The organism is Nocardiopsis yanglingensis, assembly GCF_045809185.1.
Classification (GTDB): domain Bacteria; phylum Pseudomonadota; class Gammaproteobacteria; order Xanthomonadales; family Xanthomonadaceae; genus Stenotrophomonas; species Stenotrophomonas yanglingensis.
Window position 1 is genome coordinate 75,294 of the sequence record NZ_JBJNRH010000008.1, and the last position, 13,965, is coordinate 89,258.

The following is a 13,965-nucleotide window of genomic DNA, read 5'->3' on the forward strand; positions in this document are numbered from 1 at the left end:
CATGGCTCGCATGGATGCGGCCTGCCACTGCCCGGCACATCGCGCCCATGGCGCGCTGTTGCTGGCCATCGCCGCCGCCCTGCTGTTCACCGGGTGCACCACCGGCAGCCGCTCCACAGTGGATACCTTCCGGCTGATCACCCATCGCCCGGCACAGGCGACCGCAGAAGGCGTGGCCAACAACCGCTTCCCGCAGATGCAGGTGGACACACCTGACATCGTCGCCGTGGCAGTACTGGGCTACGTCGATGCGGGCCGACAGCAGTGGTTCGCAGGTACACACGCGGTGTTCGAGATGGACCACCATGGCCTGCTTCTGGGCGGCAGCGGTCTGGGACAGCAATGGCGTGCCCGCATCATCGGTCCGTCACCTTTTGATGACCTGAGGGGCGTGACCACGCCCGTGAGCGTGCAGCGCCGCTACGACTGGGTGCCCGCCTACCAGGTCGACGTCGCCGTGACCGGCACCCTGAGCAGGGGTGCACTGGAGCAGGTGGACATCCTTGGTTCGCGCCGAACCCTGCAGCGGTTCGACGAACAGCTGCAGGGCGGTGGCATGAGTGGCCGCAATGTCTACTGGGCAGACCCAGCCACCGGCTTCATCTGGAAGAGCCGACAGCATCTGGCGCCCGGTCGCGTCGCAGAACTGACCCAGCTCAAACCCTATCGCACGGCCAAGGATTGAGCCATGACGTTCAGATTTTTCAGCCCGGCTATCCTCGCCGTGCTGTTTGCCACCAATGCTGCCCAGGCCGCGCAGATACATATTGAGGGCGCCGCTGAAGCGGTCGGGGTGTACGAGCTGAGCGCCGGCGCCCGCTTGGCCGAGGGCCTGCTGCTGGCCCGCCCAAACGCCGACGCCTACCTGCTGGGGACAAGCCTCGAACGCCCGCAGGCCCTGCAGGCTCAGGTGCGGCTGCGCGCGGGGCTGCAGTATGGCGCCGGGCAGCTGGCAGAGTCTGCCGACGCACAGGTCGTGACGCTCGCGCAGGCCCTGCAGACCTGGCTGGAGACACATCCGGCCACCGGCCGGACGCCCATCATCGGCCCCGCACGACTGATCCAGGTGCAGCCCGCGAACAACCCTGTACTAGCCACGGGCGATAGGCTGCGGTTCCCACTACGGCCACGCACAATCACCGTCATGGGCGCAGTGGAGAAGGAATGCGAGCTGCTGCACGACCCGCAGCGCGATGCACGCGACTATCTGCGTGACTGTCATCGCAGCCCACTCGCGGACCGCAACGACATCTACGTGATCCAGCCCGACGGGCGAATCCAGCAGTTGGGCATCGGCCTGTGGAACCGCGCAGATCCCCAGGCTGTCGCGCCAGGAGGTACGGTCTTCGTGCCCGTACGTGCCCCCCTCATCAAGCGTATCGACCCGCTGTTCAACAGCGATTTCGCCGCGTTCATCGCCACCCAGCCCATCAATCCGTGATGACCCAGTCCTGCCTGCGCGCGCATCCGGTGCGCCCCGCCCGTTTCGCACTGAGCGCGCTCGCCTTGTCGCTGTCCTGCGCACTGCATGCCCAGGAGGCACCGCCCCCCACCGCCAACGAATGGGGCGGGATCGGCCTTCTGCAGACGCCTACCGCGCGCATGGCAAGCGACGGAGACCTGAACTTCACGGCGTCGTACAACGCTCCCTATGCACGCTACAACCTGACCATGCAGCCGTTCCCATGGCTGGAGGCTTCATTCCGCTACATTAATGTCAATAACTTATTGTACGGGCCCAGCGTTGCCGGCGATCAGCATTACAAGGACAAGTCCATCGACTTCAAACTGCGCCTGTGGCAGGAATCACGCCTGCTGCCGGAACTTGCCTTTGGTGTGCGCGACTTGGGTGGTACCGGATTCTTTTCCAGCGAGTATCTGGTCGCCAACAAGAATTTCGGTCCGTTCGATGCTTCGATCGGACTCGCCACCGGCTACATCGGCAACCGTGGTGACTTCTCCAATCCACTCGGCGCCATCGATGATCGTTTCAAGGACCGCCGCTCCATCGCCAACAGTGACATCACCCAGGCCGGCAAGTTCGGCCTGAGCAACATGTTCAAGGGGCCGGTCGGCATCTTTGGCGGCATCACCTACCAGACACCGATGGATGAACTGCTGCTCAAAGTCGAATACGACGGCAACGACTACCGCCGTGAACCCCGCAACAACAACCTGCGCCAGCGCACACCCATCAACGTGGGCCTTGTCTATGTCCCCAGCCGCAATGTCGAGCTGACTGCAGCCTGGGAGCGTGGGGACGCGGCGATGTTCTCGCTCACCCTGCGTGGCAACCCGGGCAATACGCCTGCTGCACCGAAACCGTTCGACCCGCCGCCGCCGCGACTGCTGCCCGAGACGGCCGCCGCCGATCAGCGCGCATCTGTGGCCATCAACAACGCGCTTGGTGCCGCACCTGCCAACACTACCGACTGGGCAGCGATCAGCACCGAACTGCAGCGCAATGCCGGCTTCCGTGTCGAGCGTATTTCGCGCCGCGGCGACGAGCTGTATATCGACGGTTACCAGACCCGCTACCTGCATGCCGCCAAAGGCCTGGGCCGCGCCACGCGCATTCTTGCCAACGCGACCGGCGATGACTACGACTGGTTCACCCTGCGTACCACCCGCGTGGGCATGCCGATCGCCGACCTATCGATCAACCGCGAAGCGTTCGCGGGATACCTGGATGGCACCGTCAGCGAAGACGTACTGCGGCGGAGCACGGAACTGCAGGCGCCTGGCACGCTCGCGCGCGAAACGCTGTACAGGCCCAAGCGCAACCCGTTCGGCGGCGGCTTCAACATCGGCTACCGACAGAACCTTGGCGGCCCTGATGGCTTCATCCTGTACCAGATCGCAGCCAACTACACGGGAAGCCTGTTCCTGCGCGACAACATCTGGCTCACCGGTACCGTCAGCGCCGATATCACCAACAACTACCACAAGTTCAAGTACAACGCCCCGAGCCGCCTGCCGCGCGTGCGTACCGACATCCGCCAGTACCTGACCACTTCCGACATCATGCTGCCCAACCTGCAGGCCAACATCGCCGGACGACTGGCACCAGACCTGTATGGCATCGCATACGCGGGTTACCTGGAGTGGATGTATGCCGGCGTCGGCGGCGAACTGCTGTATCGCCCAAGCGGCGAGCGCTGGGCGGTTGGTGCGAATCTCAACCGGGTGCAACAGCGCGACTACGACCAGCACTGGGGTCTGCGCGACTACCGCGTCACCACCGGCCACGCCACGTTCTACTACGCCTTCGACACCCGTGAGCGCATCATCGGCTCGCTATCGGTTGGTCAGTACCTGGCTGGCGACAAGGGTGCTACTCTGGACCTGGCCCGCGTGTTCAACAACGGCGTGACCATGGGCGCCTATGCGACCAAGACCAACGTCTCGGCGCGCGACTTCGGCGAAGGCAGCTTCGACAAGGGAATCTACTTCAGCATTCCGCTCGACGGCTTCCTGCCGCGCTCCACGCGCGGCCGTGCGGCCTTCAACTGGAACCCGCTGATCCGCGACGGCGGCGCCATGCTCGGCCGCAAGTACGGCCTGTACGGCATGACCGGTGACCGCGACGAGCGCTTCTTCTACGACAACCTGCGCAACGTCGGCGAATGAAAAAAGCCGGGGGCCTGACGGCTCCCGGCTTTCTGCCTGCAGCGCACCTTCAGCAGGCGCGGGCACTCAAAGGTAGCGGACCCAACTCTTCACGCCTTCATCCATCAGCGTGTAGACGTGTTCGAATGCCGCCCGTTGCTGGCGATACGGATCGGGAATCTCGCGGTCGGACTGCCACTTGCCCAGCAGGAAGGTCTTGCCCGACGCCTCTGGCGCGATCTCGATGATGCGATGGACGTGCTTGCGCTCCATCACCAGCACCAGATCCGAGGCGCCCAGGATGCTGCGGTCGATCTGCCGCGCACGATGGCTGCTGCCATCCAGGCCATGCTCGGTCAACAGCGCCTGCGCGGTCGCATCCACGCCATGGTTGACCAGCGCCCCCAGGCCGGCCGAGGACACCGTGACATCCTTGCCCCTCACGGCCTCGCGCAGCATCACTTCAGCCGACGGACTACGGCAGATGTTGCCGACACATACAACCAGAATATTCTTGAACACGGACAACGGTTTCCATCAGTTCTTCAATACATGAAACGCAGCGCCCGACCACTGCTGTGGACCAGGCGCTTCCACCCGAGCGTGCCGCTACACGCCGGCAACCGCCTCGCCTAGTATGCCGATTTCTGGCCCAGCACTTTGAAGGCTGTCAACAAGATGATCCTCACGTCCAGCGTCGGACTCCAGCGCCGGATGTAATCGATGTCGTACTGGACCCGCTTCTTCATCGAGCGCAGCTCCGGAGTCTCACCACGCAATCCATTCACCTGCGCCCAACCGGTAATGCCCGGCTTCACATAGTGACGATGCATGTAGCGCTCGATCACACGCTCATAGTGGTTGTTGTGCTAGATCGCGTGCGGCCGCGGCCCCACAACCGACATGTTCCCACCCAGCACATTGAAGAATTGCGGCAGCTCATCCAGGCTGCTGCGGCGCAGGAAGGCGCCGAACCGGGTCACTCGCGGGTCACCGCGCGTCGCCTGGGTGATCTGACCCGCCCCCTCGGCATGCACGCGCATGGAGCGGAACTTGAGCATCCAGAATTCCTTGCCGCCAAGCCCGTGACGCTTCTGGCGGAAGAAAACCGGCCCCGGCGAACTCAGTTTCACGCCAATGGCCAGCACGGCAAACAACGGCGCCAGCAGGATCACCGCCGCACCGGCAACCAGGATGTCCTCGACGCGCTTGAACAAGCGGAACCGATGATCCACCAATCCTTGGCGTACACCGATCATCGGTACATCACCCACCTGGTGCACACCAGGGTTGAGCGCCCCAAGGCCAGTGGTATCAGGGATCAGACGCACAGGCACCGGGAATCGCTCGATCTGCTTGAGCATGTGCTTGATCGCGGATGCGTCCCCCATCGGCATCGAAACCCAGACCTGGTCGAACTCGCCGCGGTGCTGATCCAGGTACTGCGGAACGTCTTCCAGCCGCCCCAGCCTGCACGGCGCGTCCCCACCGCGACGGGTGGCGATATCGCCCGCACCGGCAAAGTAGCCGATGACGTCCTTGCCAAGCTCCGGCTTCCCACGCAGCAGGCGATGCAGCCTCAACGCGGGGGCCCTTAGCCCGACCAGCAGGATCCGCTCGTGGTCCATCCCGCGCGAGCGCAGGCGATGCAACTGCACCCTCAGCAGCACTCGCAGCGCCGCCATCGATCCCAGGCCAAAGGCGTACCAGCCAATCAGCCATGTCGAGGGCACCACATCGGCAAGCCCGACCAGCACGACATAGAGCGAGAACAGCGCAAAGGTGGCAGACCAGGCCAGCAACAACAGCCAGAGATCAGCCAGAAGGCCACGGATCCGCCAGTTGCGGTACACCGGCGCTACAGAGAAGCAGACGATGGCACTGAGGATCACCGCGCCGAACACGATGCGCTGGGATGAATCTGGCGCGCCTGTTCCGTACAGCAGAATGTGGGAAAGAACTGCCATGCCCGGCAGCAGCAGCATGTCGCCCAAGCGCAGCCCCAACTCCAGGGCAGCCCGGGCTTCGACGCGGCGGCGACCCACCCGGGCCCGCTCTGCGGAAAGATCTTCTACTGATCCATGTAGCAACGCACTTCTCCATTCTCGGCTCGACGGGACGCGGAATTGCCTTCATCCACGTGCACGGACTCCCCAGCCGGCACGGAATCATCGAGGTTGTGTCAATCAAATGTGGAGGAATTGTGAATGAAGATTGAGCCAAAAGATAGGAATTTCGACAGAGTGCGGGCCCAAGCGAGCACCCCGAAATAGCCATATCCCACTGAAATCATTGATAAATTTTTATGTGTCGATTTGCATCGACATGAGTCATTTCACGTCAAAAAATGAGCACCATTGCGCACTTCATGTCGGTTTGCTGGCGCTCAACCCACCCCGCACCGCACCAAAGCCCAGCAACCTCCCTCTGCTACCATCGGCGGTTCTGTTCATCGCGTCCCCCACCTGCCCGCGATGGCGCCAAACAACGTAACGAAACACAGGAGTCTGCATGTCTTCCGAGCTGCTCAAGTCCCTTGGCCTGGACGCGATCAACGCTGGCACGTACCTGGGCAACGGGGAGTGGTCGAGCGCGACCAGCGGTGAGCTGATCACCCCGGTCAACCCGACCACCGGTGAGCCGATCGCGCAGGTCCGCGCGACCACCGAGGCCGAGTACGAGACCGTCGTCGCTCGCGCCCAGGAAGCTTTCAAGGTCTGGCGCACCACGCCGGCGCCGCGCCGCGGTGAAGCCGTGCGCCTGTGCGGTGAAGCGCTGCGCAAGCACAAGGACGCCCTGGGCTCGCTGGTTGCGCTGGAAATGGGCAAGAGCAAGCCCGAAGGCGACGGCGAAGTGCAGGAGATGATCGACATCGCCGATTTCGCCGTGGGTCAGAGCCGCATGCTGTACGGCTACACCATGCATTCCGAGCGCCCCGGCCACCGCATGTACGAGCAGTACCACCCGCTGGGCCTGGTCGGCATCATCTCGGCCTTCAACTTCCCGGTCGCGGTGTGGAGCTGGAACTCGTTCCTGGCCGCCATCTGCGGCGACGTGTGCATCTGGAAGCCGTCCAACAAGACGCCGCTGACCGCCATCGCCTCGCTGAAGATCTGCAACGACGCTCTGCGCGAAGCCGGCTTCCCGGACATCTTCTTCCTGATCAACGATGCCGGCACCGCGCTGTCGGAAAAGATGGTCGATGACCGCCGCGTGCCGCTGATCAGCTTCACCGGCTCGACCCAGGTTGGCCGCACCGTCAACGAAAAGGTTGCGCGCCGCCTCGGCCGCTGCCTGCTGGAGCTGGGTGGCAACAACGCCATCATCCTGGACGAAACCGCCGACCTGAAGCTGGCCGTGCCGGGCATCGTGTTCGGCGCGGTCGGTACCGCCGGCCAGCGCTGCACCACCACCCGCCGCCTGATCGTGCACCGCTCGATCTATGCCGACGTGCTGGCCACGCTGGTCAAGGCCTACAAGCAGGTCGAAGGCAAGATCGGCGACCCGACCGATGCCGCCAACCTGATGGGCCCGCTGAACAGCGACGGCGCCGTGCAGCAGTTCCTCGATGCCATCGCCCAGGCCAAGGCCGCCGGCGGCACCATCGAAACCGGCGGCACCCGCATCGACCGCGCAGGCAACTTCGTGCTGCCGGCGATCGTCTCGGGCCTGAAGAACAGCGACGCCGTGGTCCAGCATGAGACCTTCGCGCCGATCCTGTACGTGATGCCGTACGACAGCATCGACGAAGCCATCGACATGCAGAACGGCGTGCCGCAGGGCCTGTCGTCCTCGATCTTCACCCAGAACCTGAAGACCGCCGAGAAGTTCCTGTCGGCGGCCGGCAGCGACTGCGGCATCGCCAACATCAACATCGGCACGTCCGGTGCGGAGATCGGTGGTGCCTTCGGTGGCGAGAAGGACACCGGCGGTGGTCGCGAGTCCGGCTCGGATGCGTGGAAGGTCTACATGCGCCGCCAGACCAACACCATCAACTATTCGGACTCGCTGCCGCTGGCCCAGGGCATCAAGTTCGATCTGTAATGGCAACGGATCCGGCCACGTCCATGGGTCAGAGCCCCTCCGGGGATCTGACCCCAGAAAAGGATCGGATCCCTACAGGGGCTCCGACCCTTGATTTCACCGGCCGCCGCGTGCTGATTGCCGGCGGCAGCAAGGGCATTGGCCGTGAAATGGCGCTGGCGTTTGCCGGCGCCGGTGCGCAGGTCTCGGTCTGCGCTCGCGGCCAGGCCGGTCTGGATGCACTGCGCGCCGATGCACGGGCACAGGGCATCCAGCTGCACACGTTTTCCGCCGATCTGGCTGACCCTGGCCAGATCCAGGCTTGGCTGCAGGCCGCCGCCGACGCGCTCGGCGGCATCGATGTGCTGGTCAACAACGCCACCGGCTACGGCATGGCCGACGACGAGGACGGCTGGGCCGCCAGCCTGCAGATCGATCTGATGGCGGCGGTTCGGGCCTCGCGCCTTGCCCTGCCCTGGCTGCGCGCATCCAGCGACGCCTGCATTCTCAACCTGTCGTCGATTGCCGCGCAGCAGCCGCGCCCCGGTGGCGCACCCTACGCCGCCGCCAAGGCCGCGCTGTCGCACTACACCACTTCGCAGGCACTGGCGCTGGCCAAGGATCGGATTCGGGTCAATGCCATCGCACCGGGCTCGATCGAGTTCGATGACGGCCTCTGGGACCGCCGCCGCACCGAAGATCCCGCCCTGTACCACGGTACGTTGGCGAAGATTCCGTTCGGTCGCTTCGGCCACCCACGCGAGATCGCCGATGCCGCCCTGTTCCTGTGCTCGCCGCTGGCGCGCTGGGTCACCGGCAGCGTGCTCAACGTGGATGGCGGCCAGGTGTTGATGGGCTGACACCGGCACTCCGGTAGCTGCCAACCTTGGTTGGCATGCCTTTCGTCGACCAAGGTCGACGCCTACCATCGCATCCGCCGGGCATGGGATTGCCCGGGCAGAGGCACTATCATGTGCGTACTGCCAAGGAGGACCCCGATGAGCGTGGCACCCCGACAGACAAGCGCCCTGGCCGTGGTCAGCCTGGTCATGGGCATCGCCAGCTGGACCGTCCTGCCCTTCGTGGCCAGCATCGTGGCCATCATCACCGGCCACATGGCCCGCGCCGAGATCCGCCGCCGCCCGCATGAACTGGAAGGCGATGGCCTGGCCGTCACCGGTCTGGTGCTGGGCTGGGTGATGGTCGGCGCCGTGATCGCCGCCATCCTGGTCTTCATCCTGTTCTTCGGCGGCCTGGCCTGGCTCGCTGCGATGTCGAACTGACTGCCATGACCGCCTCCGACAGCACTGAACGCTTCAGCAGCCGCGTCGCCGACTACGTCCGCTACCGGCCCGATTACCCGCCCGCGCTGCTGGAGTGGCTGCACGGCCCGATGGGCGTCAGCCGCAAGGCACTGGTCGCCGACATCGGCGCCGGTACCGGCATTTCCAGCCGCCTGTTCCTGGCCAGCGGCCATCCCGTTGTCGCGGTTGAGCCCAACGCCGCCATGCGGGGCGCGGCCGAGCAATGGCTGGCACCGCAGTACCCGCAGTTCCGTGCGGTGGACGGCCGCGCCGAGGCCACCACACTGGACGATGCCAGCATCGACCTGGTCAGCGTCGCGCAGGCCTTCCACTGGTTCGATACCGTGGCGGTGCGCGCCGAGTGGCAGCGCATCCTGCGCCCGGGTGGCCAGGCACTGATCTACTGGAATTCGCGCCTGCTCGATGCCAGTCCGTTCCTGGTTGGCTACGAACAACTGCTGCTGGATTACGGCACCGACTACTCCGCCGTGGCCGAGCGCTACCAGGACGATGCCACCATGCAGGCGTGGTTCGGCCCTGGCCTGCGCGGCATGGTGGAGTTGCCGAACGTACAGCATCTGGACTTCGATGCCCTGCGCGGACGCCTGCTGTCCTCCTCCTATGCCCCGCAAGCCGGTCATCCGCGCCACGCACCGATGATCGACGCTCTGCAGGACCTGTTCGCCGCCTATGCGGTCGACGGCCAGGTTGCTTTTGAATATCGAACCCGAGCCTTCCTCGGCACGCTGGACTGACACCTACGCATGTATTCGCTTGCCCGCCCCTTCCTGTTCTCGCTCGACGCCGAGCGCGCCCACGGCCTCGGCCTGTCCGCACTGGACCTGGCCTATCGCACCGGCACCACGCCGCTGCTGGCCGCACGCATCGCGCCGATGCCCAGCACGGTGTTCGGGCTGACCTTCCCCAATCCGGTCGGCCTGGCCGCCGGCCTGGACAAGAATGGCGAGCACATCGATGCGCTGTTCGCGCTGGGTTTCGGCTTCGTCGAAATCGGCACCATCACCCCGCGCCCGCAGGCCGGCAATCCGCAGCCGCGCCTGTTCCGCCTGCCGGAACACAACGCGATCATCAACCGCATGGGCTTCAACAATGCGGGCGTCGACGCGCTGGTGCGCAACGTCGAGCGCGCGCGCAACCGCCGCGGCCTGCTCGGCATCAACATCGGCAAGAACAAGGACACCCCGAACGAACAGGCCGTGGACGATTACATCGCCTGCCTGGACAAGGTGTACCCGCTGGCCGACTACATCACTGTCAACATTTCCTCGCCCAACACCGCCGGCCTGCGTGAACTGCAGGAAGAAACCGCGCTGCGCCAGCTGGTCAGCCAGTTGCGCGACCGCCAGGAAGATCTCGCGGCACGCCACGGCCGTCGCGTGCCGATGCTGGTCAAGGTGGCGCCCGACCTCAGCGAGCGCGACATCGATGCCGCTGCCCGCGTACTGGGCGAACTGCAGGTGGACGGCGTGATCGCCACCAACACCACCGTCGACCACAGCAAGGTGGCCGGCGACCCGCTGGCCAACGAAGCCGGTGGCCTGTCCGGTGCGCCGGTGCTGGAACAGTCCACGCTGGTGCTGCGCCGCTTGCGCGCGCGCCTGCCCGAATCGGTGCCGCTGATCGGCGTTGGCGGCATCCTGTCCGGTGCCGACGCGGTGGCCAAGATGGCTGCTGGTGCGGCGCTGGTGCAGTGCTACAGCGGCCTGATCTTCCGCGGCCCGTCGCTGGTATCGGAGTGCGTGGAGGCGATCCGTCGCCGCCGCGAAGCGCCGAGCCGCGGCGCGGTGGCCCCGCTGTGAGCGCGCCCATGGATCCCGTCGACGGCAATGCCCCGCTGCGCTGGACGCTCACCCGCAACGCGCCGCTGCAGGCACTGAACACCTTCCACGTGCAGGCCAGCGCGGCTCAGCTGCTGGAACTGCACGATGCGGCGCTGCTGCCGGAAGTACTCGCCCTGCCCGACGTGGCCAACGGCCCGCTGCTGGTGCTGGGTGCAGGCAGCAACGTGCTGATCGCCGAGGACCTGCCCGGCACCGTGCTGGTGTTCGGCAACCGGGACATCAGTTTCCTTGAACACCGCGCCGACCATGCGGTGATCCGCGCCGGCGCCGGCGTGCCCTGGCATGGCCTGGTGATGTGGTCGCTGCAGGAAGGCCTGTCCGGCCTGGAAAATCTGGCCCTGATTCCCGGCACCGCCGGTGCCGCGCCGATCCAGAACATCGGTGCCTACGGCGCGCAGGTCGGCGAGTTCATCCAGGCCGTCGAAGCCTGGGACTGCCGGGAACAGGCCTGGGTGCGACTGGACAACGAACAATGTGGTTTCGCCTACCGCGACAGCGTGTTCAAGCAGCAACCGGATCGCTACCTGATCACTGCCATCGAATTGAAGCTGCCGCTGCTGCATGATCTGCGCATGGACTACGCCGGCATCCGCGAGGAACTGCAGGCGCAGGGCGTGGAATTGCCGAGCGCGGTGGACGTGGCCAATGCGGTGATCGCGATCCGCCGCCGCAAGCTGCCCGACCCGGATGTGCTCGGCAATGCCGGCAGCTTCTTCAAGAACCCGATGTTGCCGCTGGAACAGGTCGACGTGCTGCTGCAGCACTTCCCCGAGCTGCCGGTGTTCCCGGCAGACCGCGAGGACAAGCGCAAGGTCTCGGCGGCATGGATGATCGAGTCCTGCGGCTGGAAGGGCTTCCGCGAAGGCGATGCCGGCGTGGCGCCGAGCCACGCGCTGGTGCTGGTCAACCACGGCAACGCCACCGGCGCTGAGCTGCTGGCGCTGGCCCGTCGCATCTCGGCCTCGGTGCTGGAGAAGTTCGGCGTGCCGATCGAACCGGAGCCCCGCCTGCTCGGCGCACAGTGGTGAACACCCCCGCCCTCTCCCCCAGCGCCACCCCGATGCGGGCGGCGCTGCTGATGCTCGGCAGCACGATGGCATTCGGCCTGATGGCGGTGGCGATCCGCTACGCCACCCGTTACGTGCCCACCCAGGAAGTGGCGTTCTTCCGCAACGCCTTCGGCCTGCTGGCGCTGTTGCCGATGCTGCTGCGGCCAGGCCACGCGCCGCTGAAGACCCAACAGCTGCCGCGCTACTTCGTGCGCAGTGCGATCGGCCTGGGATCGATGCTGTGCGCGTTCTGGGCACTGGGCCACCTGCCGTTGGCGCAGGCGGTGTCGCTCTCCTACTCCACGCCCCTGTTTGTCACCATCGCCGCCGTGCTGTGGCTGGGCGAGACCGTGCGCGTGCGCCGCTGGGCGGCGGTGGTGGTCGGCTTCATCGGCGTGCTGGTGATCGTGCGCCCCGGCACCGCCGGTTTCACCGCCGGCAGCCTGGTCGCGGTGGCCGCCGCCGTGCTGAGTTCACTGGTCGCGATCCAGATCAAGCAGCTCACCCGCATCGACAGTGCCGATACCGTAGTGCTCTACACCTACGTGTTCTGGGTGCCATTGTCGTTGGTGCCGGCAGTGTTCGTGTGGGTCTGGCCCACCGGCACCGCATGGCTGTGGCTGCTGGCCACCGGCGTGCTCGGCACCATCGGCCAACTGCTGTGGACACGTGCGCTGCGCCTGGGCGAAGTCTCGGCGCTGACTCCGATCAGCTTCCTGCAGTTGCCGCTGGTAACGCTGTTCGGCTGGCTGCTGTTCAACGAAACGGTTGACCGCTGGACGATCATCGGCGCCGGCATCATCCTCGCCGCCAACGCCTACATTGCCCATCGCGAGGCCGTGTTGTCGCGCCGCGCCGCAAGCGCAGCGGCCTCGGCAGCGGCCAAGCCCGCCGAGTAGATCCGCGCCATGCGCGGATGATCCCTGTCCGCCCGATCAACGATGGCGGCACAAAGAGCTGCCGAGCGTAACTGTAGAGTCGAGCCATGCTCGACTCATCGCGCGAAGCGCGACGGTTCACCCATGACAGGTGACGTGCATTTACAACGCCCGATACACCCGCTCCGCCGCATCGAACACATTGCCCGGTGCGAACTGCTCGCCCAGGTAATGCAGCGACTGCCGGCGCAACTGCGGCGAACGCTCCTCCCCATCACTGCCCAGCAGCACCTGCTGGAACTCGATCAGGTCCTGCAGGATGCGCCAATGCCGGTACCAGGCGATCCAGCGCGGGTCGCCGCGGTCGCTGCCGTAGCCGTCCTCGAAGCCCAGCGGATTCTCGCGCCCCCAGCGCCCGCCAACCGCCGCACCGATGAACATCAGGTCGCGCTCGCGCGGCGCCAGTGACAGGCCATCCCAGTCGATCAGATGCAGGCCGCCGTCGTTGCCCATCAGCAGATTGCCGGCATGCAGGTCGGTGTGGCACAGATGCAGGTCGACCGGCGCCTCCTTCAATGCCGCGTGCAGCTCCAGTGCATGCGCATGCAGTGCCGCGATGCGCGCATGCTGTTGATCCCAGACCGAAGCGAATGCGCGCCCCAGCCCGTCCTGCGCCACCGCCAGTCCTTCACCGGCCAACCATTGGCCCACCGTCTCCAGCGCCGCGGTTTCCAGCCGTACGATCGGCAGCGCCTGTTGCAGCTCCGCTGGCAGCTGCGCGCCGTGCAGGCGTCGCAACACCTCCCCCAGCCGCCGCCACTGCGTGCGGCTCAGCGCCGCCTCGAAGCCGGACTGGCCTTCGATATAGGGGAACAGGGTGAACTGCAGGCCCCAGCGCTGCACCGACGCGCCGCCAGTCAGCGCCGGCCATGGCGCGACGATTTCGTCTATGCCGAGGGTGCCGCGCAGCCAATGCAGGCTGTCCCAGACCGAGGGATCAACCTGGTAATTCCGGCATTTCAGCCACCATTGCCCGTGCCGCGCATCGATGCGATACACGCTGGCATTGGCGTCGGCGCCCACCGGGCGCGGCACCACCGCAGTGGCCGTGATGCCATAGGATTGCTGAAGGACTTCGCCGAGATGCTGCGCCGAAGCGAATGACATGGATGCAAGCGGAAAGTATTACCTGCCGCCACTATCGCAGATGACTTCGCTGCGACACAGACATGTCCGTCAC

12 protein-coding genes and 1 pseudogene are annotated in these 13,965 nt (G+C 65.6%); 10 read left to right on the forward strand and 3 right to left on the reverse strand.

The features are described from left to right. Nucleotide 1: 1 nt before the first annotated feature. Genes ACJ7C5_RS12485 through ACJ7C5_RS12495 form a run of 3 tightly spaced genes read left to right on the forward strand, consistent with a single transcriptional unit; the run spans nucleotide 2 to nucleotide 3,630 of the window. The gene (locus ACJ7C5_RS12485; RefSeq protein WP_232460631.1) at nucleotides 2-685 is read left to right on the forward strand and encodes a YjbF family lipoprotein; all 684 of its coding nucleotides are present in this window, start codon (nucleotides 2-4) and stop codon (nucleotides 683-685) included. Nucleotides 686-688: 3 nt separating this feature from the next. Continuing rightward, complete coding sequence (locus tag ACJ7C5_RS12490; protein ID WP_412704077.1) at nucleotides 689-1,441, forward strand: capsule biosynthesis GfcC family protein; 753 nt, start codon at nucleotides 689-691, stop codon at nucleotides 1,439-1,441. Then, nucleotides 1,441-3,630, forward strand: coding sequence for a YjbH domain-containing protein (locus ACJ7C5_RS12495; RefSeq protein ID WP_412704078.1), 2,190 nt, complete (start codon nucleotides 1,441-1,443; stop codon nucleotides 3,628-3,630). The genes ACJ7C5_RS12490 and ACJ7C5_RS12495 overlap by 1 nt, the downstream gene beginning before the upstream one ends. Before the next feature lie 66 nt (nucleotides 3,631-3,696). Here the strand turns inward: ACJ7C5_RS12495 and ACJ7C5_RS12500 are convergent, their stop codons facing one another. Continuing rightward, the gene (locus ACJ7C5_RS12500; RefSeq protein WP_088028325.1) at nucleotides 3,697-4,131 is read right to left on the reverse strand and encodes a low molecular weight protein-tyrosine-phosphatase; all 435 of its coding nucleotides are present in this window, start codon (nucleotides 4,129-4,131) and stop codon (nucleotides 3,697-3,699) included. A 110-nt stretch (nucleotides 4,132-4,241) separates the two neighbouring features. Next, nucleotides 4,242-5,594 (reverse strand): annotated as a pseudogene (locus ACJ7C5_RS12505) (undecaprenyl-phosphate glucose phosphotransferase). 526 nt (nucleotides 5,595-6,120) lie between these two features. Between ACJ7C5_RS12505 and amaB the strand changes: the two are divergent. The 7 genes from amaB (at nucleotide 6,121) to ACJ7C5_RS12540 (ending at nucleotide 12,746) form a co-directional block, all read left to right on the forward strand. After that, nucleotides 6,121-7,653, forward strand: a complete 1,533-nt coding sequence (gene amaB, locus ACJ7C5_RS12510; protein WP_049398541.1) for an L-piperidine-6-carboxylate dehydrogenase — start codon at nucleotides 6,121-6,123, stop codon at nucleotides 7,651-7,653. Between the two features lie 110 nt (nucleotides 7,654-7,763). Next, complete coding sequence (locus ACJ7C5_RS12515) at nucleotides 7,764-8,492, forward strand: SDR family NAD(P)-dependent oxidoreductase (RefSeq protein ID WP_412704079.1); 729 nt, start codon at nucleotides 7,764-7,766, stop codon at nucleotides 8,490-8,492. A 138-nt stretch (nucleotides 8,493-8,630) separates the two neighbouring features. Next, nucleotides 8,631-8,915: a DUF4190 domain-containing protein gene (locus ACJ7C5_RS12520; protein ID WP_010484694.1), complete on the forward strand. Its 285-nt coding sequence runs from the start codon at nucleotides 8,631-8,633 to the stop codon at nucleotides 8,913-8,915. Between the two features lie 5 nt (nucleotides 8,916-8,920). Continuing rightward, a complete protein-coding gene (locus ACJ7C5_RS12525) occupies nucleotides 8,921-9,691 on the forward strand; it encodes a class I SAM-dependent methyltransferase (protein WP_412704080.1) in 771 nt (256 codons plus the stop codon). 9 nt (nucleotides 9,692-9,700) lie between these two features. Beyond that, entirely contained in the window at nucleotides 9,701-10,756 is a 1,056-nt protein-coding gene (locus tag ACJ7C5_RS12530) for a quinone-dependent dihydroorotate dehydrogenase (RefSeq protein ID WP_088025769.1), read from the forward strand. Nucleotides 10,757-10,764: 8 nt separating this feature from the next. Continuing rightward, nucleotides 10,765-11,826, forward strand: a complete 1,062-nt coding sequence (gene murB / locus ACJ7C5_RS12535; RefSeq protein ID WP_412704081.1) for a UDP-N-acetylmuramate dehydrogenase — start codon at nucleotides 10,765-10,767, stop codon at nucleotides 11,824-11,826. After that, nucleotides 11,823-12,746, forward strand: coding sequence for a DMT family transporter (locus ACJ7C5_RS12540; RefSeq protein ID WP_412704082.1), 924 nt, complete (start codon nucleotides 11,823-11,825; stop codon nucleotides 12,744-12,746). The genes murB and ACJ7C5_RS12540 overlap by 4 nt, the downstream gene beginning before the upstream one ends. Nucleotides 12,747-12,887: 141 nt before the next feature. Here the strand turns inward: ACJ7C5_RS12540 and ACJ7C5_RS12545 are convergent, their stop codons facing one another. Continuing rightward, nucleotides 12,888-13,892, reverse strand: a complete 1,005-nt coding sequence (locus tag ACJ7C5_RS12545) for a phosphotransferase (RefSeq protein ID WP_412704083.1) — start codon at nucleotides 13,890-13,892, stop codon at nucleotides 12,888-12,890. Between the last annotated feature and the right edge of the window lie 73 nt (nucleotides 13,893-13,965).